This window comes from Paenibacillus sp. 2003, assembly GCF_031455635.1.
Classification (GTDB): domain Bacteria; phylum Bacillota; class Bacilli; order Paenibacillales; family Paenibacillaceae; genus Paenibacillus; species Paenibacillus amylolyticus_B.
The window spans coordinates 1,121,098-1,145,091 of record NZ_JAVDTB010000001.1 but is presented as its reverse complement, the minus strand read 5'-3'; the positions used below and the strand labels follow the sequence as shown (position 1 = coordinate 1,145,091).

The following is a 23,994-nucleotide window of genomic DNA, read 5'->3' as shown; positions in this document are numbered from 1 at the left end:
GGAGATTTCATAGATATCTCTAAGATTATTGGATTTCACCCGATACTCGGATGTAATTCAGTTATTGATCCCCTTGTTTTCCACCCTGCTTGCGGTAGTCCCCTGGTGTCACGCCCATAATCCGTTTAAATACTCTGCCGAAAGAGATGGCATTGGCATAACCCACTTGCAGAGCGATATCCTGAACAGCCATATCGGATGCAGACAACAGACGACAGGCCTTTTCGACCCTCAGTTTCACCAGAAAATCAACAAACTTCATCTCAAACTCTTCCTTGAACAGATAACTCGCATATTTGCCCGAGATCTGGAACCGATCACTCAGATGTTTCAGCGACAGATCCGGATCATCAAAATGCTCTTCAATATAGATCCGCAGCTCGTTGATCATCGCGCGATGACTTTTCGTTTCATTTACAGATACATAATTGCGATACACCTCTTTAAGCCATTCCTGCAAAATCTCTTGAATCCCCTCGAGTGTCTCCACCTGCTGGATATCACTACGAAGACGAGTCAGGATTTCCTCGGCAAATTGGCTTTGCAACCGCTCAGACAGCTCCCCGAATTCACGGGACAACATCTGGATTAATGCCTGCAGCAACATGCGAATATCATTATCTGTAATCTGATCTTCGCTGAACGCAACAAACATCTGATCCAGCTGTGTCCGCCAACCATCACCCGTAAGCCTGAATTCACGGACAAAGTCCGCGAGCATCTGCAGATACTTGTACGATTGCAGCTCAATACGATCCGGCAGTTGCTCACTGAGAACGATGGCATCTTTACCAAGAGTAAGTCTATGCTGCAAACCCGCATCTGCACTCGCATAGGATCGAGTGATCTCCTCCCAGCCCGATACGGTTCGTCCAATGCCAAAGGTAAACCGGAGTCGGAAGTGTTCCGCAATCCACATATGCATCTGCTTAGCCAGATCCATAAGCAATTCACGGTCCAGTCCTTCCTGCTCATCCGATGTAATCACCACAATAAGCCTGCGGTTCCCAAACCATTCAGCCCAACCGCCGAACTGGGTCTCATTCTGCACAAGTTCTTCCACTACATTCATAAGCGCAATCTTCAGAATATTCTGATTGGTCGAGAGATCGTCACCATTCATCTCCGCAATGAGGACAGCAACACTCTTCGGTTCCATGAATCGTTCCTCCAGCGGTTGCAGATGGCGAAGTCGCTGACGGAATGAATCCATTCGCTCTCCTTCCATCAGATCAACAAGCAGCTGTCTGCGATGAATCAGCAAGTTTTCATGATGTTGTTTCTCATAGTTAACCGTCTGAGCAATCAGATGTTCCAGCGCACGGTCGATGAGGGCCAATTCATCTTTGACGGATGGAGTTGCTTCATCCTCCTCGGCACGTGGCTGTAACGCCTGAATTCGATTCATGATCAGCTGGATGGGGCGTGTATTTCTTCGAGTAATGTAGATTAGTCCCGCCACCGCACCAACAATCGTTAATAAACCAATACCGATCCACACATAAGAAACAAGGGATACCCATGAATACAGTTGTCCGGATTGAATACCACTCTCAAAGACCAGACCAAGCTTGTCCGCAGTCACACGATTAAGGATTTCACCTGCTGAAGGGTCCATTTGATGCGCGGTATAGATCAGATTGTCGCTCTTATCCCGAACCTGAAGAACAGATAACTTTTCATTGGTCATGTTATCAATCTGCCGTTCTACTGTATACATGCGGATGGTAATGACAAGCAGACCTTCCCCGCCCCACGGTAACGGAAGCCACTTATTCATGCTAATCACCTGTGAAGGTATGTCAAAGGAACGTTCCTTATAATCACGTGGCAGGTTCCAACCGAGGTTCTCCCGATCTTTCAAGGCTTGCTCAATATAGGCACGATCTTCGAAATCTTCCAAACGCATCATGCCTCTGGGCGTAAGTATCTGGGAATCGGACATGCGATAGAGATAAATGGATTGAATCATATCCTGCTGATCCAGCATACGTCCCAGCCCACTTGCCGCATCATAAATGAACTGACTCGATAATTGTCCCTGTCCAGCTTCCAGAAAGCGACTATATGTCTTGTTTGCACCAATGTCTTCAAGCAAACGAAGTTCAATGTCGCTTAGCGAGCGCTCCAGTGTATCCACGATATAACGGGTGGAGATCATGTCGGCTTTTTGTGTTTCGTTACGTGAGAGTTCATTGACAATCAGGAAGGAGAGAAAGATCAGAATGGAAATCGTAAGCAGAAAAATGGGGAAATACGAATACATCAACTTGGTGTGCCAATTCCGCTTCAGATTTACTTTCATAGGCTCCAACTCCTTCCATCTCTATTCTAATGAGTATGCTCTTCTCTGTTCTTTGGCCTGCCTGCTGACGATATACAGAATCACTGATCCTAATGCCGCACTGATCGTGCAAGTCAGATACATCAGTGATGGACCGCCGGAATCGAGTAAATATCCGTTAAGCATATTACCAACGATTCCGCCCAGGCCAGCAAACACCATGTTAAATAAACTTTGTCCCGTGGCTTGCATTTCCCGTCCCGTAACTGATGCCACATATTCCACTGCTGCAATATAGAAGAATCCAAAGGATAATCCATGCAGCACCTGAACGCCAATCATGACCTCAGGCGTCGGCCATAGCCATTGTATTCCCCAACGTAACATATACGCCCCCGCCGCAAGCAGCATCGTCCGTTCATGTCCCCATTTTCGGAGTATGAATGCCGCTGCCAACATGGATGGAACATTGGTAATTGACGCCAGCAACAGTGCTGTACCCGTCATGGTCACAGAACCGCCAGCCATCTGAAATGAAATGACAAAAAAGGAGTTAAACGCAGTGAGCGTTTGGTTAACCAGGAAACAACCTGTTAGAAATAGAAGGAATGTCCGGTTTCGGAGCAATCTTGCCAAACCTACGGAGAAGGTTACCGAGGACGAGGATATGCTCGTCTGCCGGGGAAGTGTACTTGCCAGTATAGCGCTCAGAATGTTAAACAGAAGAAATGGCAGCCATAACATGTGAATGGAAAATTGGGAGAGATACATCCCTGCGGCAAATCCACCAACTCCCGTTCCTATGCTGCCGAAGAGTCGGATCATGCCATATGAGGTATTGGCTGCTCTCGCGGCGGTAACCGCATAGGAGTCAGCAACGGGTATTTGAGTCACTTGGAATATAGTGCATAAAGTATAAATCAATATTAATATAAAGTACACTTGAATATTGTAGAAGTACGCTAACGATGCAGGAACAAGCAGGCTTATCACCAGTACGAACCGTGTCTTTTTAAACTTATCTACCAGAATTCCCCATATAGGTTGAAGAATAATAGATACAAGTGTGCCAAACGCCATGATAAATCCGGTTTCTTTACTGGAAAAACCTTGTGCAACCAAAATGGGGTTAATGTACGGGTTAAACATTCCCCCGGCAAGCCCCATAAACAGATATAGGCCCTGCAATTGGAGTAAAACACGTTTTGCATCATTGGAATCGGCTTTTGTTTTCTCTGTGTAAGCCTTCATATGTCTACTTCTCATCCGGATCTCCATCCTTTATTTCTGTAGTTGCTTCGCCTATTCTCTATTTTTATGTGCGTGTCAGACTCGACTTGATTGCAGCCAATGCCCCGATTGCCCCTGCTTTGTTCCCCAGTTCAGCTACAGCTAAAAGTGTAGGCAGAACGCTGTAACGTTGGAGGCGTGTGCGCACTTCATTTAGATAATAGGATGGGTTGGATGCAGCCACGCCACCACCGATCACTATAATGGAAGGATTGAGTAAAGCCGTAATATTCGCCAGACCTCTAGCCATATAACGCATGGGCAGTTCCAGAATTTCCAGGGCTGCAAGATCACCCGACTCGGCTGCTTTGAATACATGCCTGGCTTCAATCTGTTCCGCTTCCCCTCCTGCCAGACTCATGATAAGGGATAAGGAATTTCCCTTTCCAGCAGCAAAATAACGCCTCGCCTGTTCGGTAATTCCCGTACCTGAAGTCACTTGCTCAAATACGCCAAAGGAATCCGCATCAGCAACGTAACCGGTATGAAGCCCTTCGTCTCCTGCAATGAAATGCCCAATCTCACCTGCTGCTCCATTCTGGCCGCTGTAGAGCTGTCCATTCAGGATAAGAGCAGCTCCAATGCCCGTTCCAACCGTGACCATCACACAGTGTTGATGTCCCTGCGCTGCCCCTTGATCATACTCTCCCATTGCGGCCATATTCACATCATTATCCAACATGATATTCCCTCTGTAATACTTCGCAATAACAGGGCGAATATCTAGCTCAGGCCACTGAAAAGCCGGAGCATTTCGCAGTATTCCCTCCTCTTGCAGAATCACACCAGGGAATCCCAAACCTGCACCGTTAAGTTGATCCAGACTGCATCCAACTTCGCGGCAGAATGTTTCCAATTCAGCGAATAACCATCGGAAGAACTCATCCGGCTGATCACTGGCAAGCGTAGGCAAGATTCGTTCATGAACTTCATTTCCAGCCTTTTGTGATGACAAGAGCATTAATGTTTTGGTGCCTCCAATGTCAATACCTGCAATCCAGCCGGATGGATCACCTCCAACCGTACCATCCTGATTGGAATGATAATTATTACTTACGTTTTTCACGGATTCTGTCATGCCTTTTCCCTCCTCACATGTTGTATATCCAATGTCTTAATCCATGGCTTCCTGCTGAAGGTTCAGCATCGTTTGTTGTATGGCTACCTGCACTGCACCAGTAACAACAGCTTGCTCACCAAGCTTGGAACAGATTAACTGTGGTTGCACCGGGAATTGCTCAGAGATGATCTGCCTCAGTAAAGGCAATAACACATCACCGTTCCCTCCTATACCTCCGCCAAGCACAATGAGATCTGGAGCAAGCACAACGCTAATCTGCCGCAGAGCGGAAGCAATCTTCTGGCTGTATTGTTGTAGAATGTCTAACGCCTCTACTTCTCCATTGCGCGCAGCTTCAAATAACTTCTCGGGAGTAAGGTGTCTGTGAAGATCATTTGCAACTACATCTACATTTATATCTGCACCCGAATCAGCAGCCTCCAATAATAGTTCATCATGCTGATCTAGATAATCTTTCGCCAGTTGCATCAGACCATCAGCGGACAGCGCTTCCTCCAGACGCCGGCCATCGTCTACCAGCATCTCTGCGATCTCTCCAGTTAAGCCACCTAAACCTCGAAGCAATTGGCCATGTACCATGATGCCAGCACCCGTCCCTGTACCGATGGAGAAAAAAACAAACAAGGGATATTCTGCTGCTGCACCACTCCGATACTCCCCGAGGGCCGCAAGGTTCACATCATTTTCCAGAATTACTTCACAAGGAAAAGCTCCTGACAACGACTCTAGAGAGAAAGCTTCTTCCAGACCCGCTAACGGGTCCACAATACGATTGATACGCCCTGAATCTGGCAGCACTACGCCTGGTATACCAAACCCGATGCACTGAATCTGATCCCAGTTCAGATGATTCTCATCAAGCAATTCGTTCATATGGCTTCGAAGAAGCTCCAGCATCGTCGCTTCTGCTCGCTCATAAGCTTTTTGAACAACCATGGGATATGTTCGATAGGCAATGATCTCTCCATTCAGATCGGATAATGCAATCCGAATACGTGTTGCGCCGATATCTATACCACAGACATAATAAGCCCTTTCATTGAAACGAATGAGGGTTGCTTTGCGACCCTGAGCGTTGTCAGCTCGCCCCATTTCCCTCACCAGATTACGGTCAATCAGATGTTCGACCGCCAAAGACACCGTTGGTTTACTAAGTCCGGTCTGGCGGCTGATATCCGCTCTCGACATGGTTCCCTGAGTCATGAGGGCATCCATAATGAGATTTTCATTCAGATTGCGGATAAATTGCGGTGTGCCAGCCATGTTATCGCCTCCTCTTATAGTTAGTTAGGTTTATTAACAAATTGATTAAAATCAATATATCATCGTGTTTGGTAGGTGTACAGCTTTTTGTCATTGCACTCTTTTACTAGAAAGAACCAACCTTCACCTGTAACACAAAAGCCTAATAAAGGAATTATTATACAATAATAGACGTTTATACATTTCCGAAACAGTGCCACGCTCATAGAATACCTTATCACGATCAGGGAGGTTTTAATATGTATAGAAAACATCATAAATGTCATCATCCAAGACCAAAGTGTTTTTACAAAAAAATTACGAAAACTTGTGTTACCAAAGTTAAATATGTCCCTACAAAGTGTAAAAAACACTGTCATGTCACTGTTGAATATTGTGGAATCAAAAAAAGAAGACATTATTAATACTCTTTTGCCCTTCTCTTATGGAGAAGGGTTCTTTCTTATTGAACTAGATTAATACCGGGTACCACCATTAACCTATCAAAAAAGTTGCGGTGATATTTCACCGCAACTTCTTTCTTCCTTATATACATATTCATCAAGTTTTGGAGAGTTCAATAAATCCTTCACCGAAAACATCACGCACGTCATGAATGGTGATAAAAGCAATCTCATCTTCTGCTCGTACAATCTTCTTCAGCATAGAAACTTCCTGTTTGCTAATCACAATGTATAGAATTTCTTTCTTATTTTTCGTGTAATAGCCATGACCGGACAGGACGGTTACTCCGCGATCCATTTTCTCAATGACTTGCTTCGCGATTTCATCCTGTTTGGATGAGATAATCATGACTGCTTTTTTCGGATTGAGCCCTTCAATAATGAACTCCATTGTTTTGGTTCCAACAAACAGCAAGACAATTGTACACATTAATCCTTGCGGTCCAATGATGAAGTATGAGGAGAAAGCCACAATCAGATCGAAGAACAGAAGTCCGTAACTGATATTCCAATCCAGATATTTGTTGGCAAGTCGGGCCAGGATCACTGTTCCCGCCGTTGTGCCTCCCACTCTAACAATCAAGCCAATACCAAGACCGGCAAATACTCCAGCAAAAATGGTATTGATCCAGAGTTCATTCGATGCAATCGTCCAACTCTCCGTCAGATGCAGGAACAACGAGTTGAATACAACCGCAATAATCGTATATACCGTAGTCGTTTTATCAAGAAACCGATATCCCACAATTAACAAAATACCGTTCAGGATCAAGTTCATCAGTCCAGGGGACCATTCAAACAGGTAATACAAAATAATCGTGATACCCGTGACGCCGCCTTCAGCCAAGTCGTTCGGGATGACAAACAGGTTCACCGCCAGTGCAAACAGAAATGCACCTGCCATAATAAATAGGATATCCGTAATTCGTTTCTTCATTATGCATTCCATCCAATCCATCAGAAATCAACCTAATCGACCCGTCTCATAAGTTGTCATAATCACTCAAGGATAGATTTTACCATGCTAACAACAAAATTTGTATACATAATACAAATTGTTGCGTAATTTGTGCAAAGGAATTAGTAAAACCTGTTCTTCTGTCTTCTACAGAGTTATTGAGTATCATACACCCATGACAAATGTCATGGTCCATCATTGATATTCGTCATTACAGAAGGCTGACGTTTATGACTTACTGTCATGTTCGGATTGTTTTACAATGATAAAAACGCTTCCCTACAGGAAAGTCTAGCGGGAAACGCCAAGTTGTAGCTGATTACAGTTATAACGATTGAAGGAGGACACAATTTTATGAACAGATCAAAAGAAATGGCCTTAAAAAAAGAAGTTACCCCTTACGAAAAAAATGATCTCAGATTAAGTATCCGCCAGTTAATCAATACATTGCTCCCGCTCTTCTTGTTATGGGCTGCAGCTTACTTTAGCTTATCGGTTTCCTACTGGCTGACCTTCCCGATTGCTTTGGTGGCATCCGGATTTGTACTTCGGACCTTTATTATTTTCCATGACTGCTGTCATGGTTCATTCTTCAAGAGCAAACGCGCCAATGATATTCTCGGTACCATTACTGGTGTATTAACAGTGACACCCTATCAGCAGTGGAAAAACGAGCATTCTATCCATCACGCAACAAGCAGTAATCTTGACAAACGTGGTGTAGGTGATATCTGGGTTATGACGGTTGACGAATACAAAGCAGCTTCTCCTTGGGGACGTCTCTTCTATCGGATTTATCGTAACCCGTTTGTATTGTTTTGTATCGGACCCATTTATGTGTTTCTGTTGGCTTACCGTTTTAACCGCAAAGGTGCTAGACGTAAAGAACGTATCAATACACACCTGACTACCGTATTGATCGTAGTGCTCTATGCATTCATGTCCTGGTTAGTCGGATGGCAGGCTTTTGTAATGGTGCAGGCACCTATCTTCTTCTTCTCCGGTTTCTTTGGTATCTGGCTGTTCTACGTTCAACATCAGTTCGAAGAGACGTATTTTGAACATGAAGATGAGTGGAGTTATGTAAAAGCAGCTGTTGAAGGCAGTTCTTATTACAAATTGCCAAAATTATTGCAATGGATCAGTGGTAATATTGGGTTTCACCATGTGCATCACTTGAGCCCACGTGTACCTAACTATTTCTTGGAAGAAGCACATAACGCAACACCACCTTTGCAAAAAGCAACTACTATTACACTACGTTCAAGTCTGGTTGCCCTGCGCTTCCGTCTGTGGGATGAAGATTCTAAACAGTTTATTAGCTTCAGACAGCTCAAAAACTTGTCCCGCAAGCCGTATGTTCAACCGCCTATCCGAGTAACCAATCCAGCGGGTCTGACAGAGAAGCCTTAACTCTGTCGGATTCGTTTTCTTGTGTTCAAGCCATAGTCATGCTACAGTCATGCTAAAGTTGAGTACAAGTGCAAGGAGGAGAATTACATTCAAAAGTGGATGCAGATTTTTTATAAAAATACAGGGTTAAATCCTTATGTATGGCTCGTCTTTTTCATCCTGCCCTTCTATTACATTTCACAATATTCCAAATTATGGACGATGGTAACAGGCATTATTATCATTCTCGTTTTTTTCGTCTGTTATCTGCTCGCCTTCATCACCAAGGGCTGGCAGGTATACATGTGGATTGGATTACTCATTGCCATATCCATTACGATGACGATCGCCTATGATTATGCCTACTTCTCATTGTTTCTTGCTTTTTTTATTGGGAATATTAAAAATAAAGCCGGTTTCTTCACCCTATACTCGGTGAACTTGGGAGCCAGTTTCCTAACCATTAATTATGGTTTTATCAATCAGAGTTCATTGCTCGTGAGTCAGTTCCCGTTTGTATTCATCAGCTTAATGGCCTCCATCCTGCTTCCAATCAGTACGTATAACAAAAACAAAACTGAACATTTGGAAGGCCAATTGGAGAATGCGAACAAGCGACTTGATGATCTCGTAAAAATGGAAGAACGCCAGCGTATCGCTCGTGACCTGCACGATACACTTGGACAGAAGCTCTCTCTGATCGGTCTGAAAACCGATCTGGCGAGACGGCTGCTCCGCAATAATCCCGATCAGGCCGAGATTGAATTGAACGACCTCAGACAAACGGCAAGTACAGCTCTGAAAGAGGTCCGGGAAATGGTCACCACCATGCGTGGTACACAATTGGTCGATGAACTGTTCCGGGCGGAGCAAATTCTGAAGGCTGCTTCAATTGAATTTGTGCTGGAAGGCAATCCGAAGTTACAGGATACATCACAATTGAATGAAAATGTGCTCGGTATGTGCTTGAAAGAAGCTGTCACCAATGTCGTCAAACACAGTCAGGCAACAACCTGTACCATCATCATTAAGGAAACCCTAGCGGATAATGTATTAACCGTACAAGATAACGGTGTTGGAATAGAACGAACTCGCAAACAGGATCGGCGCGGAACAGGAATTTTGGGCATGAAGGAACGACTTGAATTTGTAAACGGTTGTCTGGATATTCGCTCTGCGACAGACATCCAGGGTACAGCGATCATTATTCATGTTCCGAAACTTGTTCGCAAACCGATAAAGGAGGCAGAATCATGATTAGAATTGTAATCGCGGAAGATCAGCGCATGATGCTCGGCGCCTTGTCCTCCCTCCTCAATCTAGAGGAAGATATGGAAGTCGTCGGACGTGCCAGCAACGGCCAGGAAGCCCTTGCCCTTGTCCAGGAGCTTGCACCAGACATCTGTCTGATGGATATAGAAATGCCCGTGAAAAGCGGCCTTGAAGCCGCAGAAGAACTCAAAGGAATGAGCTGTAAGGTCATTATCCTGACCACTTTTGCCCGGACCGGATATTTCGAACGTGCCCTGAAGGGCGGTGTCCGTGGTTACCTGCTCAAAGACAGTCCAATTGAAGAACTTGCCGAGTCGATCCGCCAAGTTATGAATGGCAGACGCATCTTCGCTCCCGACTTGGTAGATGAAGCTTATGTAGAAGAAAACCCCCTGACAGAACGGGAGAACGCCGTACTAGGCCTCATGGCAGATGGGAAAAACACCAAGGAAATCGCCGGGCATCTGTTCATCACAACGGGAACGGTGCGTAACTACATCTCCATTATTCTCAACAAGTTAAATGCCAGTAACCGCATTGAGGCCATCACCCGCTCCAAGGAAAAAGGGTGGTTCAAATGAAAGCACCGCTTTAACCCATTGAAACAAAAATAAGCATGTACCCCGGCTGCATAAGCTGCGATAACCAATAAAAAGCTTGGCCCAGCAATTTCTTGCTGGGCCAAGCTTTTTTTAGGTCTATCGTAACAATCCCACCCTCATCTCTTCTACATTGCAGAATATCCGTAGAATACTCAAGATTTCACAGATACAACCATACCAAGAGCTTCTAATGGCACTTGATCGGTCATTAGCTGATGAATTTTGTTACCGTCCTGCCATGAGATTGTTAAATGAACAGACTTTCCACCACTTGGATATTCAACCTTGATGTACCCTTTATCTTTGGGTACAGGCAAGGTATGTGACTCCAGGTACTCCACCATTTTCTTCGCTATGCCCGGATTATTCATTTCATCCTCGGAAACCGAACGAATTTCCAGCGTCCATCTACCTTCTTGCCAAGTCAGATATTGACTGCCTGCGGCACCTTCACTCATGCCTTTGATGCCATGTCCCAGATCCACAGCCATATCTGCTGGAATATCTTTCAGGTCCGTCTCAGGGAAAATTTCTGGCTGATTCGAGTCCTTATAGGTCTTCACTTCATAGGAAGCCAGTACAGGTATCTTACTGTCGGATGCAGTTAAAGATTGATCATTAACGGCAACAGACTGAGTGGTAGCGTAGAAGTTTACCTTAAATGCATCAGCAGTATTGGACAGTATTGCTGCACCCAAAGATGTACCCTTGTCCAATGTGAATGAAGTGGGTAACGCTGCATCCTTCATCTTCAACTGGTTGCGAACTTGCTTGATCACATCATTCACACCTGATTGACCTGTGGCAACTTGGTTGTCATTTGCCTTCGATCCTGATGTGTCTTCATTATCTGTTGTGCCCGTATTCTCTTTGGTTCCTGTTTCATTTTCATTAGAGAAATCAGCACCACCACTGCCAGTCTCGGTCTGCTCACCCACTGTTGTCGTTGGTGAAGAACTATTCTCTGATGATGCTGCATTTGAATCCGGTCCGCCACATCCTGCCAGAGCAAGTAAAACGGCTGTCGTTACTGGAATGGTGATCCATAATGGTTGTTTCTTCATGATGTGTACCTCCTTCGTTGTAGCCAATCTAAAAATTCAAAAGATTAACGCTTGTCGTTCCAGAAGTTAACCGGCTGCACTTTTTTGCTTAATACTTCAAAACGATACCCTTCTGCCTTCAAAGTTTTCAATACTTGCGGTAATACTTTCAGCGTTGCTTCCTGGTCGTGCATAAGCACAACTGGTGTTGTTCCGCTCTTTTGCACATTGTGGATCTGTTTCATTACACTGTTATAGACTTTCTGGTGATCTTTCTGGTATTTCCAGTCTTCCGAATCCACATTCCAATCCCATAGATGAAATCCACCCTGGCCCAGCAGTACATTACGGAATGCCGATTTGAGATAAGGTTTACTACCATATGGCGTCCGCACGAGACTTGTTTTAACTCCGGCAACCTTATTCAGACTTACATTGGCCTGTTGCATCTCTTTTAATCCGCTATATGCAGATTTATAGAATTTGCCTGGAACATGAGTCACACCATGCAGGCCCAATCCATGCCCGTCAGCTACGATTAGTTTGGTAGCCTTCTGAAATTTCTCCATTTGAGGACCCAGCATGAAAAAAGTTGCCTTCGCATGATACTGATCCAGAATATCCAGTAACTGACCCGTATGAGCGGTTGGCCCATCATCAAACGTCAGGTATATGATTTTGGAATTTGCTTTGCTTGCACCATCCTTGGATGCAGCTGATTTGGCAGATACGGACTGCGGCAATAATAGTGGAATGATTAGTAAAATAGCAAGTGTGACCATGATAGATTTACGAATATGTAGCATAATTTAAAGTCTCCCTTATGTGTTATATTTCCCCGGGTGTCCATGTTTTTCTACCTTCATCCCTTGGCGATTAATCCTAATACTATCAAAGATAGTGGCTCCTGTTCTTGCTCCAAAGGCTACGGTAGAGTTACACTTTTGTCAGATAAACCTAAAATTTAATACGAATTTGATAGATTTGCGCAAAATAAGGTCCCGTCAGGATAGATCATTTGTGACATATCCTCTATTACCCACATACAGAATTTTGATAGACCTTTACTCCAATTCAAGCAAATCAATACAATCATTAAATATCTATGCATGCAAAAAAAACCTGCACAAGTGCAGGCTTCCTTGTCTTCAATCAGCATATGGCATCAAACCATCATCCCTTGCAAGGAGATTAAACCCCCATTGCTTTCAGGATCATTACCTCATGCTGTATGTAAATGGTGTTTTGACGCTGGAATCTTATTGACTCCCTACGTGCATTTATTCAGCAGGAGCAGTGAACGAACGTTTGCCAAACTCAGCATCCAGCATGTAGAAGGCATTGCTGTCTTTTTCAATGCGGCGCAGCTTCTGAATAATGTTGTCAAACAATGCTTCCTCTTCAACTTGCTCATCAATGAACCACTTCAGGAAATACATCGTTGCATGTTCACGTTCATTCAGAGCGATGTCAGCCAGATTGTAGAATTTTTTCGTGTTTTGCTGTTCATGAGCATAACCATGCTCAAATACATCCAGCATCGAAGCATATTCATTCTTCGGTTCTGGCAAAGCCGCAAGTGTGGCACGTTGTCCACGATCATTCAAGAATTTGTATATTTTCATGCCATGGAATCGCTCTTCTTCCGCTTGCACGATGAAGAAGTTCGCAAATCCATCCAGACTTTTGCTGGAACAATAGGCTGCCATAGCCAGATATACATGAGCGGAATAAAACTCAAAATTCATCTGTTCATTTAAAGATTCTGTTAACGCTTGGCTCATAATCAAAACACCTCTTTCTTTCTCTAGGGATGGTTATATTCTAACATAACGTAAGCAGGACTTACACCGATTTTCTACAAAATTCGCCAAGGACTGAACGAACAAAAAAGCTCTGCCGCAATGGCAGAGCTTCTTTCATTCTTTAGAGATATGCAATTATACCAAGAACGCTTTGGAGATGATAACCAACAGGATGAACAGAACCAGAATGGCACCTACAGAAGTGAAACCTCCGTATCCGTAGCCTCTTGTTTCTCCACCTAATACTTCGCTCATTGACCGTACCTCCTCTGCAATAGGTATGGGTTATCTTATGCAGGAAGAACGACTTTGACAGGGCGGATGCCTTAATTATTCAGATTGCTGTTTTTTCGTTCAGTACCGAGGAGATTGCACACGCATGATATCCAGAAAAGGTACCTTCGCTGTGAACTCTTCTTCGGTATACTCTACATGCACAAGTCGTGTACGGGAGTCCATTTTGACGATGACTCCTTGCACCTGATCTTCTTTGCCCCATACCGTCAACAGTACTTCCGAACGTTCCCGAAAGGCTTCAACCAGCTGGTTTCCCAACTCTTCAAGTTCAAACTCATCCCGTGTAGGTCTTTTTGCTACTTTTGCTTTTGCCAATGTGGCTGCCTCCTCTACTCCGACGTCCCGATTCCACGGGTTGATTGCCGAGTTCATATTCAATTAGTATACCATTCATTTACGTTCGTGTAATCTCATGGCATCCAGAATGAACAAATTCCTCAGGCAAGTGACCGTTAACCGTGATACCTCCTATTCTTCTCCATACTCCACAATGATGCTGTACTCATTCGATCGGGTTTCGCCAGCCCGTTTTTGTCCATTCCATTCATACGTGTACCTAGCAATCAAGGCTCCTTGTAGCGTCCCCGTCTTCTCAGAAGCTAACTTCGCTACATACGAGATGTTCTTTTCCGTTCCAGGCTCAATCACGCCCACATGCAGAACCCGTGGTGTGGAATACTCTGGTATGCTCAATTGGATCTCACCCGTAGCTTGCCCAAGCCATCTGGCACCCTCAGGTAAAATGCTCCCAAGTTGTACACGTGCCGGCAAATTACCCGTATTCCCCACACGTACCTGAAAAGTGACGGTACCTCCCTGCTCGACCAATGTGGGTGTCACTTGAACATAAGCCTGAATTATCGGCGCTTTCAATTCGACCACAGCTTCATTGGATGTAATCATCCGCTGCACTGATCGTGAATCTGGCAATCGAAATGTATACATCAGGCTAGCATGATTCACATACCTGTAGTCATCAGGCATCGATTCATCTCGATCTGGAAGTTTCGCTTCGAACTGAATATTCAGAACCGACCGGGCTGTCAATGTCCCCAGATTAAGCCCTTTAACAAGATTGGTTCCGGGACGTTTAACCCCATTCCAGCCCAGACTGCCTTCGACAAATGTCACACCTGTTGGCAGTACATCCAGGAGAGTTCCATCCACCGCATAACTGCTTGCATTGGAGACGGTAATATTATATTGGACGGCATCACCCAATGTGGCCGTTACCGGGAGCACACTTTTCAACACAGAGACCTGGGGCTGTATAACTTCCAAAGTAACCTGATTGGAGTAGACCGTCTCCTGCTGTCCTGCCGAGATATACGCCAGTACAGCTACACTTATTCCGTTTGCATCGCTTTCCCCCATAACCTGAACCCGATATTGTATCCGAATTGAGCTTCCGGGCAAAATCTCTCCAAGTTGTATGCCCGTATCAGGCGTTACTTGTGGCGCAAACATTTCATCTACGATGACACTCGCAGGTATAAAAACAATACCTTGTGGCAAAGAAATCGTTACTTGGGCATGCGTGGCTGCAATAAAACCCGGATTGCTCACGATGACGGTGTACATGACAATATCCCCTGAGAAGGTATAGATGTGATCCGCCTGAAAGGAGATCTCCAGCCGGGATGAGACCAGATTGACCTCCACGATATTGGATTGTTCCATACCCGTAACCGTTCTGCCCTCCGGTGTCAAAAACTCATAGTTAACCTGTGCCTGATTCAGCAGCTTCAGTGCCTCAGGTAATCGCAAGATTACAACTTGGAAGTGGTATCGCAACGTGGCTCCGGGCGCGATTTCAGCTGGAGGCAATCCTCTCTCCGGTGATGCTCCCGGTAATGGAATACCATCACGCAATACACTGTTGGGAAGCAGTGCCGTCTCTGCAGATAGCTGATCCAATAGGTGCACTAGTGCCGGAAGATTTCCGGTGTTAACAATTTCAACACGGTAGATAAGAGACTGCCCCAGGGCAGCCTCTGTGACATTGCACACTTTTCTGACTTCAAGCCTGGGGCCGATCCATGGTGTTACAACCGTATTCGAATAGGATACCTGTTCCAGTTCAGTCGCACCCGAGCTGAATCGAACCAGGGACTGATTCTTTAGCCAGTGGGACAACGGACCGGAAGATTGGCTCATATCACCACAACCTCTACTCTGAATGTAACCGTAACGGAAGCACCCGCAGCAATCGAACCAAGCGTGATGCCTGTATTCGGATTCCCTGTTGGTCTTGGCACACCATCCACCGTAACACTTCCTGGCACAAATACTGTACCGACAGGTACCGGGTCAACCATGACCACATTATTCACCACTTCAATGCCGCTATTGGTTACTACAACCGTATAGGTGATTACATCGCCAACAACAGCATCAATGGCACTTGTGCTTTTGGCAACAACAACATTTGGTGCAGATACTGGAATAACCAGAACATTGGAAGATACGGTCCCCGTCAACAGACGGCCATCGGGCGGACTAAATGTATAGTTGGCAGTGGCCTGATTGATCAGTTGCTGATTCTGAGGCAATGAATCCACCGTAACTTCAAGCGTAACCGTTACGTTCACCGATCCTCCAGGCGGTATCGTACCAACCACAATCCCTGATTCCGGGTCGGCTCCTGGTTGTGGAACACCATCGATCAGAACACTGTTGGGAAGCAGTACGGCTCCAGCCGGTATATTGTCCGTTAAGGTCAAGTTGGCTGCAAGATTTCCACTATTGTTGATGGTGAAAGAATAGATGATGGTGTCACCAATCGTTGCATTGGAGGTGCTCCCTGTTTTAGTTACGGCAATAATCGGCTGATAGATTGGTGTTACAACTGTATTGGAATACGCTGCTCCCGAGAAAACACCCGATGTGAAACTTACGGAAGACTGACTGCTTACTTCCGGTGGTGTTGGCAGTGTATTGACCAGTACTGCATACGATACCGCTATCGATGCTCCAGGGGCTAAACTACCAAGGGCTATGCCCAGCGCCGGGTTTGCCAAGGCCCGTGGAACACCATCTACCAGGACGCTGCCAGCAACAAATGTTACGGCTGGACTGATAGGATCAGTTAACACAATATTGTTTACAGGATCAATCCCTTCATTGGTCACAACCATTTCATACACAATCGTGTCGCCTACCACGGCATCGACTACCGAAGCCGTCTTGACTACACTCACGTTCGGAGCAGTTACCTGAATGTTAAGTGCGTTGGATGTAATCGTGCCTCCAAGTGTTCTTCCATCAGGTAATGTATACGAAAATGTCGCAGAAGCCTGATTGATAATGGACTGGCTCAATGGTAACGTCACAATCACAACGGAGAAGGTAACTAGAGTTGTTGTGGAAACGACACCAAGCGGAATACCCGAAGCCGGATCTGCACCTGGTGCAGAAGCCCCGTTAATAATAACGCTATTTGAAACAAGCTCTGTTCCTGCCGGAATGGTATCCGTTAACGTGACAGATGCCCCATAGTTCCCGGTATTGGTAATGGCGATGCTGTACACAACAGTATCCCCTACTGTGGCTACCGTCTGATCTCCCGTTTTGACTGCAGCCAGAATAGGTTGAAAGACCGGAGTTGTAACCGTATTGGAGAATGTGGTCGCTGAGAAAGCCCCTGATGTAAAGCTGACCGTGGACTGATTGTTTAACACTGCACTTGCCGAGAGCCCCGTGACCTGCACACTAAATACAACGGTTACCGTAACACCAGGTGCGATGGAACCAAGCGTTATTCCCGTAGAAGGATTGGCACCAGGGCGCAGAACACCATCGACAAACACGCCGGTTGGCGCAAGAACAGTACTTGTCGGCACTGCATCCGTGAAAACCACATTGTTCACCGTTGCAATTCCGTTATTGGTTACAGCTATGCTATACGTTACGATATCACCAACTGATACCGCCGTTGAAGTTGTGGATTTGACGACATCGACATCCGGTGCCGATACGATAATGGTCAACACATTGGATAGAACAGACTCCGTGATGTTCCGCCCATCCGGCAATGTATATGATAGAGCTACAGAAGCCTGATTCACCAGTTGTTGCGGACTTGGCAGCGTATCAACAACCACTGAAAAGGTAATGGTGGTGGTAGCTCCGGGAGCCACATTGCCTGCGGGGATGCCCGTTGCTGGATTTCCTGCTGGCAGCGGTTGACCGTTTACAATAACGCTATTTGGAACAAGGATGGTTCCGGCTGGAAGGTTATCTGTCAGGTTAATCTGGGCTCCAAAGTTTCCCTGATTGTTCACGGTTATCGTGTAGCTGACCGTATCCCCAACGGTAGCATTTTGTGTACTGGCTGTTTTTTGCGCTGAAAGAATAGGTTGGTACACCGGAGTGACCACGGTATTGGAAAAGGTTGTGCTTGAGAATGTACCTGAGGTAAAACTGACCGTAGAGCGATTGCTCAACTGATCACTTGGCGGGATCACATCGACACGGATACTGAACGTGACCGTTGCGGACGTTCCGGGCCCCAATGTCCCAAGAGATACCCCACCTGCCGGATTGGCTCCAGGTTGCGCAACCCCATTCACTGTGACACTCCCTGTAACAAAGGAGGCTCCGGCTGGAATCGGGTCCGAAAACTGAATATTGTTCACCGGTGCAATCCCGCTGTTGGTCACCAGAATGGAATAGGTCACCGTATCGCCTACCGTAGCCGCAGTGGAAGCTGTGCTTTTGACAACAGCGACGTTTGGTGACGAGACCGGGAACGTGAGTGTATTCGAAGTGGCTGAGCCAGTCAACGTCCGCCCATCTGGAGGTGTAAATGTAAAGGATGATGTAGCAAAATTGCTAAGCTGCTGCGGAGATGGAAGTGAATCCACAACAACGGCAAACGTGACAACAGCCGTCGCCCCCGCTGCTACAATACCTACCGGAATGCCTGCTGCTGGCGTCGCTCCTGGCTGTGGCACACCGGATACAACCACACTGTTGGGTACTAAAGTAGTCGCAGCAGGAATGGTATCTGTCACGGTAACATTTGCCTCCAGATTGCCTGTGTTGCTGACCGTTACCGTGTATACAACCGTATCACCTACGGTCGCATTTACGGTATTTGCCGTTTTGACAAGTGAAATCTGCGGTTGTATGACCGGAGTCTGAGTGGTATTGGACGATGATGACCCTGAAAATGAACCGGATGTGAAGCTGACCGTCGACTGATTGTTAATCTGCGAAGGAATCGGCATGGTAATCGTCACCTCAAAAGTTACGGTAACCTCGGCTCCTGGAGCCAACGTACCGATTGGAATGCCGGCGGTCGGATTGGAGAGCGGGAACGAAGTCCCGTTCACAATGACACTTCCGGGTACAAATGGGGTATTCGAAGGAAGAGGATTGACATATACCACATTATTAACAGCTACTGTGCCGTTATTACGAATAACAGATGTGTATCGAATGACATCCCCGACTACGCCGTACTCTACATTGTCACTGTTGACAATCGTAACATTGGGCAGAGACACTGGAATAGTGATGGTGTTTGATGACGAGAGACCAGCAATCGTTCTCCCACTTGGAAGTGTGTAGGCAAACGAAGCAACCGCCTGATTAATTAACTGCCTTGCATCTGGCAAACTGGTAACCGTCGCAACAAAGGTGACCGTTGCACCTGAGCCCGCAGCAATCTCTCCTAGACTGATTCCCGACTCCGGACTGACCCCAGGTGTAGGTACGCCATTAATAATGACACTATTGGTGCTGAATACTGCTCCTGCTGGAATGGGATCTGTCAAGGTAACCGTTGCAGCTATATTACCTGTATTGTTAATTTGGATGGTGTAATTAAACGTATCTCCTACCGTCAAACTTGTTGTACTTGCTGACTTCACCACTTGAATCACTGGCAGAAATATGGGGGTATTTACCGATATGGAAGAAGAAACACCGTTAAAACTGCCTGATGTAAATGCTGCATTGGCCCGGTTACTAACCAAACCCGTGGATGGAACGGAATTCACTCGGGTCTGATAGGTCACTGTTACACTGCTTGAGCTATTCAATGTACCCACTGCGATTCCCGCAACGGGGCTTGCGCTGGTAACAGCAGATCCATTAATCGTGACACTACCCGGGACAAATTCAGAGCCGGATGGTGCATCCGAAATCACCAGATTTTGTACTGCACTAATTCCAGCGTTTGTTGCAACAACGGTATACGTAAGCACATCTCCTACTGTCGCATCCGGTGTGTTTACTGTTTTACTAATAGAAATATTGGGAGCCGATGCAGATATACGAACGATATTGGATAAGCTGCTGCCTGAGAGATTCCGTCCACTTGGAAGCTGGTACGTATAACTTGCAGTCCCTTGATTCTCCAGTGTCGGGGGAGTCGGAAGTGTGGTGAGTGTAGCGCGAAACACCACCGTAGCCGTAACTCCCGGCAGGAGGCTGCCCAGTGTTATTCCGGTTAATGGACTGGTTCCAGGACGTGCAGTACCATTCACGGTTACCGAATCCGGGACAAACGTCAGCCCCGCTGGAATCGTATCGGTCACACTCACTTGAGTCGCTATGTTTCCACTGTTCGTGACCGCAAGTGTGTATGCAATCTGATCCCCCAGTGTCGCATTGGTTTGGCTTGCCGACTTGTTGATACCGACAACGGCTTGGTATACAGGGGTTGTAATGGAATTGGAGTTGGAAATGCCCGTGAAAGAACCAGAGCTATAGGACACTACCGCTCGATTAACTAAAGAACCTGAAGCAGGCAGAGACTGCACATTCACCTGAAACGTCACCGTTGCAGAACTTCCGGCCGCCAACGTCCCAATAGAGATGCCACTGCTCGGATTCGCAGACGGTACGACAGTTCCCCTTACGGTTGCACTGCCAGAAACAAAGGTTGTTCCGGCAGGGAGCGCATCTGTAAGTACCACATTGTTAATCACCTGAATACCGCTGTTGGTAGTAACTACGGTGTACGTGAAGGTCTCCCCGACTGCAACATCGGTAACGGATGCTGATTTTACCGTGGTCACATTGGGCAATGTTACCGGGATCGTTAAGGTATTCGAGGCGATGTTTCCCGTGATCGTCCGACCATCAGGTGAATTAAAGGAATAAGAAGCCGTAGCCTGATCCACAAGAGTCGGCGGTGTCGGCAAGCTTGTTACAAGCACCTGAAAGGTCACGGTATTGGCACTTCCTGCCGCGAGGCTCCCCAGATTAACGCCGGTAACTGGATTGGCGCCAGCAATCACATTTCCATTCAGACGAAAGCTGCCTGCTACATATGAGCTACCACTTGGTATGTTATCCCTCAATGTAACGTTGGCAGCAACATTTCCTCCGTTGTTCACTTGGAGTGTATAGGTTACCAGGTCACCCACCGTGGCATTGGTGGTACTCGCCGATTTCACAATGGACAGGTTTGGCGAATAAACAGTAAGGGTGGAGTTATTGGACGGAATAACTCCGGTAATGACTGGCCCCCCTGCTACACTTTGAAATGTAAAGGCTGCATTGGCCGAATTCACCAGTTGCAGGATGCTTGCATCCTGACCGATGAGTGCTCGATAGGTTACAACAACACTGCTGGATAAAGTTAACGAACCCAGCGGAATGCCTGCGGTCACATCGAGGGTTGGGCGGGGTATCCCTGCGACTGTTACACTCCCTGGAATGAAGGTAAGCCCTGCAGGAAGTGAATCGGATAAAACAACACTTGCCGCACTCGCAGTGCCTGCATTGGTAACGGTAACCGAATATAGAATACTATCCCCGGCAACTGCACCGGCGGCGACCGTTGCCTTAGCCAATGTGATCTTGGGCGCATTAATATCAACTTGAATTGCATTGGCGTTGACAATGTAGGCATCCCCCGAGGTCGTTAATGTCAACACCGCAGATGACTGGTTATTGATCAGTCTTGCAGAAACATCCACATTGGTAATATCCCAGCCTTGACGTCCACCGATAATATTGGTACCTGGAGCCCCGTTGATCTGATTTCGTGTCCCAAACGTTCCGGTTGTATTAAGCGCTCCGGTATCTCCGTTAATCTGAGAAGCAAAAAAGTTCGCAGCCAGATTATTGGGCCCGGACAAAGCAACCGATGTAGCTGAGGTTGGCCCGAATAATGCCTGATCTCCTGTTCGATTCGCATCACCTTCCTGCGCACTGAACAGCGCTCTTCCTCCGAGTACACCAGAGAGTGGGGTTGCGAATCCTGTCAGTGTCGTTACGACCGGTGGTGAAGTGGATTGAACAAGTACACCGCCTGCACGCAAAGACATGTTGCGAAAAGGGAGATTGGGATTCTGATAGATAACCCCAAGTGTCCATCCCGCATGATTGGCCGTGGAATCATTTGTAATAACAATAGTCCCTACCACGGCTCCGGTTATGTATGTACCTGCCCCACCATTCTGAACTAATGTCGTTACATTGGCCGAGCGGACATATCCAGCAGCATTATTCCCCAGATCGAATTGATTATAGGTAAGTGGATCAGGGGTTACACTGGAAGTCCCTGCTGGAGTAATAAACGTAACCGGATTGTTGATGGCAGCACTCAGATTGACCGTACCATTGATGTAACTGCCGCCCCAGATCAATTCTGCATACAGAACGGTACTTCCAGCAGGCAGTGTAAGAATAGCTGCTGAACTGTTGCTCTGATACAAGCTTGTAGTTCCCAGTGGGTAGGTGCCGTACTGGAGGCTGGTGTTGGTTGTGATAAAACCGCCAATACTGTCCTGTGTTCCGGGTACCCCCGCTGTTTCCGAACGACTCAGTCCAAGCGTATTTCCTGTAAACGTAATTGCTCCCGTAGCATTAACGGTTGAACGAACGACAAGAGGAATGAAGATCACCTCCCCTTCATCAATGATTTCCTACATATGGAACGGAGCCATGTATATAGTCTATGAGTGTATTGTTGAGTTTTGTTTGTCCTCCATAAAAAGTTTGTGACAACTCGAAACTTATGTGAGTCTTGTTCTCACATAACAGTTAAATACATTTGCGTTTTGTTCATTGTGATTTATAATTATCTTATACGAGAGTAATTCTGTCGTACCATTATGATGCAGTCAGCGGTGATATATGAGAGGTTTCCATACGCACAATAGCCACATTCCAACAGAGTACGAGTTCAAACATTCCAAATGGATTCAAAAAATGCTCCATGCCTACTGGATAGTCATCATTGCACATTTCGCCATTCAGATTGGCTGTTTCCTGTTTCTGGAGTATGATCGCACACCGATAGATTTCTTGATGAATGTGCTTTTCTGGCCTACGGCCGTCAGCAGTTCATGCATTTTGTTCGCAAGTTGGGTTGATCAGCGCTTCAGTTCATATTCCTTTTACACCATGTCTATAGCCAGCACGGTTATCGCCTGGACGATTATTCATGTCAATTATGACATTCGGATTATATTAGCAATCTGTCTGTTGCCCATCTTTGCTTCGGTGCTGTTCTTCAGTAAAAAGAGAGTCTGGATTGTCTTTCTGATGCAGATGACTGGTTACCTTCTAGTTTTGTTCGATCCGGCCTACCGATTGTACCTGTCTTCATTTGACATGGTATCCATTCCTGCTTTTCTAATCCTAGGTACATATGTAGCACAGGTTATCGTAACCAGCGGCGTTGAGGTGCTTGATGATCTTCAGGCCAGCATGCTTGCCAAGCAGGACCTTATTGTGCGAAATGCCATCATGACCAAACAGTCCAAAACAGACGGTTTAACCAACCTTTATAATCAAAGCTCATTCAAGGATTATTATGAAAAAGCATTTGAGTATGCCAACAGTGGCATGAGTCTGCATCTGGCCCTGATCGATATTGATGACTTCAAATCCATTAATGATACGTATGGTCATCGGGTTGGAGACATCATTCTGGAGAAAGTGTCCCTGATCATTCAGGAAACCATTACCTCAAGTGATATTGCAGCACGGTACGGGGGCGAAGAGTTCGCCTTATTGATGTTTGAGCAATCTTTCGAGCAGGCCTATGCCTTGGTGGAACAGATTCGTCAGAAGATTGCCCTGATGGGCCATCTGGAACTTGAAGGAGCTTCCATCACGGTGAGTATCGGTCTCAAAAGCTACAGTCCCAATCTAACCAAAGACAAATTGTTCGAGGAAGTGGATGCCTGTCTGTATGCCGCCAAACGAACAGGTAAAAATAAAACCGTAACATCACTTGATCTGGCTTCGTCCTTCGTAGAGAAAATATAAATAAAAAAGTTGTGCTGTACACCGGAAT

Annotated in this window: 16 protein-coding genes; 4 read left to right on the top strand and 12 right to left on the bottom strand. The window is 46.1% G+C overall.

Features of this window, described 5'->3' with window-relative positions:
- Positions 1-61: 61 nt before the first annotated feature.
- The 5 genes from J2X75_RS05330 to J2X75_RS05310 form a co-directional block, all read right to left on the bottom strand.
- Positions 62-2,305, bottom strand: coding sequence for a helix-turn-helix domain-containing protein (locus J2X75_RS05330; protein ID WP_310334759.1), 2,244 nt, complete (start codon positions 2,303-2,305; stop codon positions 62-64).
- 21 nt (positions 2,306-2,326) lie between these two features.
- Positions 2,327-3,550 (bottom strand): MFS transporter, encoded by a 1,224-nt coding sequence (locus J2X75_RS05325; RefSeq protein WP_310334758.1) that lies wholly within the window; start codon positions 3,548-3,550, stop codon positions 2,327-2,329.
- 49 nt (positions 3,551-3,599) lie between these two features.
- The gene (locus tag J2X75_RS05320) at positions 3,600-4,652 is read right to left on the bottom strand and encodes an ROK family protein (protein WP_310334757.1); all 1,053 of its coding nucleotides are present in this window, start codon (positions 4,650-4,652) and stop codon (positions 3,600-3,602) included.
- A 36-nt stretch (positions 4,653-4,688) separates the two neighbouring features.
- Positions 4,689-5,918 carry an ROK family transcriptional regulator gene (locus J2X75_RS05315; protein ID WP_310334756.1) on the bottom strand — a complete coding sequence of 410 codons (1,230 nt, stop codon included), beginning with the start codon at positions 5,916-5,918 and terminating at the stop codon, positions 4,689-4,691.
- 540 nt (positions 5,919-6,458) lie between these two features.
- A complete protein-coding gene (locus J2X75_RS05310) occupies positions 6,459-7,298 on the bottom strand; it encodes a YitT family protein (protein ID WP_310334754.1) in 840 nt (279 codons plus the stop codon).
- A gap of 375 nt (positions 7,299-7,673) precedes the next feature.
- On the opposite strand from J2X75_RS05310, the gene desA reads away from it, so the two are divergent.
- From desA to J2X75_RS05295, 3 genes are all read left to right on the top strand, one after another.
- Positions 7,674-8,732: a Delta(5) desaturase DesA gene (gene desA / locus J2X75_RS05305; RefSeq protein ID WP_091016855.1), complete on the top strand. Its 1,059-nt coding sequence runs from the start codon at positions 7,674-7,676 to the stop codon at positions 8,730-8,732.
- Between the two features lie 87 nt (positions 8,733-8,819).
- On the top strand, positions 8,820-9,968 hold the full coding sequence (locus J2X75_RS05300; protein WP_310336659.1) for a sensor histidine kinase: 1,149 nt from the start codon (positions 8,820-8,822) through the stop codon (positions 9,966-9,968).
- Positions 9,965-10,564: a response regulator transcription factor gene (locus J2X75_RS05295; RefSeq protein WP_036608692.1), complete on the top strand. Its 600-nt coding sequence runs from the start codon at positions 9,965-9,967 to the stop codon at positions 10,562-10,564. The genes J2X75_RS05300 and J2X75_RS05295 overlap by 4 nt, the downstream gene beginning before the upstream one ends.
- A gap of 173 nt (positions 10,565-10,737) precedes the next feature.
- Here the strand turns inward: J2X75_RS05295 and J2X75_RS05290 are convergent, their stop codons facing one another.
- The 7 genes from J2X75_RS05290 to J2X75_RS05260 all read right to left on the bottom strand — a co-directional run bounded on the left by J2X75_RS05290 (position 10,738) and on the right by J2X75_RS05260 (position 22,594).
- Positions 10,738-11,649: a hypothetical protein gene (locus tag J2X75_RS05290; RefSeq protein WP_310334748.1), complete on the bottom strand. Its 912-nt coding sequence runs from the start codon at positions 11,647-11,649 to the stop codon at positions 10,738-10,740.
- Positions 11,650-11,693: 44 nt separating this feature from the next.
- Positions 11,694-12,434, bottom strand: a complete 741-nt coding sequence (locus tag J2X75_RS05285) for a polysaccharide deacetylase family protein (RefSeq protein WP_310334747.1) — start codon at positions 12,432-12,434, stop codon at positions 11,694-11,696.
- Positions 12,435-12,908: 474 nt separating this feature from the next.
- The gene (locus J2X75_RS05280) at positions 12,909-13,412 is read right to left on the bottom strand and encodes a ferritin (RefSeq protein ID WP_017688845.1); all 504 of its coding nucleotides are present in this window, start codon (positions 13,410-13,412) and stop codon (positions 12,909-12,911) included.
- 156 nt (positions 13,413-13,568) lie between these two features.
- Positions 13,569-13,688 (bottom strand): hypothetical protein, encoded by a 120-nt coding sequence (locus J2X75_RS05275; protein ID WP_017688846.1) that lies wholly within the window; start codon positions 13,686-13,688, stop codon positions 13,569-13,571.
- Positions 13,689-13,787: 99 nt separating this feature from the next.
- Positions 13,788-14,045: a YolD-like family protein gene (locus J2X75_RS05270; RefSeq protein ID WP_036608707.1), complete on the bottom strand. Its 258-nt coding sequence runs from the start codon at positions 14,043-14,045 to the stop codon at positions 13,788-13,790.
- Positions 14,046-14,198: 153 nt separating this feature from the next.
- Positions 14,199-15,887: a DUF11 domain-containing protein gene (locus J2X75_RS05265; RefSeq protein ID WP_310334745.1), complete on the bottom strand. Its 1,689-nt coding sequence runs from the start codon at positions 15,885-15,887 to the stop codon at positions 14,199-14,201.
- Positions 15,884-22,594, bottom strand: a complete 6,711-nt coding sequence (locus J2X75_RS05260) for a DUF7507 domain-containing protein (RefSeq protein WP_310334744.1) — start codon at positions 22,592-22,594, stop codon at positions 15,884-15,886. The genes J2X75_RS05265 and J2X75_RS05260 overlap by 4 nt, the downstream gene beginning before the upstream one ends.
- Positions 22,595-22,826: 232 nt before the next feature.
- On the opposite strand from J2X75_RS05260, the gene J2X75_RS05255 reads away from it, so the two are divergent.
- A complete protein-coding gene (locus J2X75_RS05255) occupies positions 22,827-23,966 on the top strand; it encodes a GGDEF domain-containing protein (protein ID WP_310334743.1) in 1,140 nt (379 codons plus the stop codon).
- Positions 23,967-23,994: the final 28 nt, after the last annotated feature.

Bases quoted from the DNA above. Each gene is read 5' to 3' on its own strand.
- J2X75_RS05330 (WP_310334759.1), bottom strand. From the start codon at position 2,305: ATGAAAGTAAATCTGAAGCGGAATTGGCACACCAAGTTGATGTATTCG.
- J2X75_RS05325 (WP_310334758.1), bottom strand. From the start codon at position 3,550: ATGAGAAGTAGACATATGAAGGCTTACACAGAGAAAACAAAAGCCGAT.
- J2X75_RS05320 (WP_310334757.1), bottom strand. From the start codon at position 4,652: ATGACAGAATCCGTGAAAAACGTAAGTAATAATTATCATTCCAATCAG.
- J2X75_RS05315 (WP_310334756.1), bottom strand. From the start codon at position 5,918: ATGGCTGGCACACCGCAATTTATCCGCAATCTGAATGAAAATCTCATT.
- J2X75_RS05310 (WP_310334754.1), bottom strand. From the start codon at position 7,298: ATGAAGAAACGAATTACGGATATCCTATTTATTATGGCAGGTGCATTT.
- desA (WP_091016855.1), top strand. From the start codon at position 7,674: ATGAACAGATCAAAAGAAATGGCCTTAAAAAAAGAAGTTACCCCTTAC.
- J2X75_RS05295 (WP_036608692.1), top strand. From the start codon at position 9,965: ATGATTAGAATTGTAATCGCGGAAGATCAGCGCATGATGCTCGGCGCC.
- J2X75_RS05290 (WP_310334748.1), bottom strand. From the start codon at position 11,649: ATGAAGAAACAACCATTATGGATCACCATTCCAGTAACGACAGCCGTT.
- J2X75_RS05285 (WP_310334747.1), bottom strand. From the start codon at position 12,434: ATGCTACATATTCGTAAATCTATCATGGTCACACTTGCTATTTTACTA.
- J2X75_RS05280 (WP_017688845.1), bottom strand. From the start codon at position 13,412: ATGAGCCAAGCGTTAACAGAATCTTTAAATGAACAGATGAATTTTGAG.
- J2X75_RS05275 (WP_017688846.1), bottom strand. From the start codon at position 13,688: ATGAGCGAAGTATTAGGTGGAGAAACAAGAGGCTACGGATACGGAGGT.
- J2X75_RS05265 (WP_310334745.1), bottom strand. From the start codon at position 15,887: ATGAGCCAATCTTCCGGTCCGTTGTCCCACTGGCTAAAGAATCAGTCC.
- J2X75_RS05255 (WP_310334743.1), top strand. From the start codon at position 22,827: ATGAGAGGTTTCCATACGCACAATAGCCACATTCCAACAGAGTACGAG.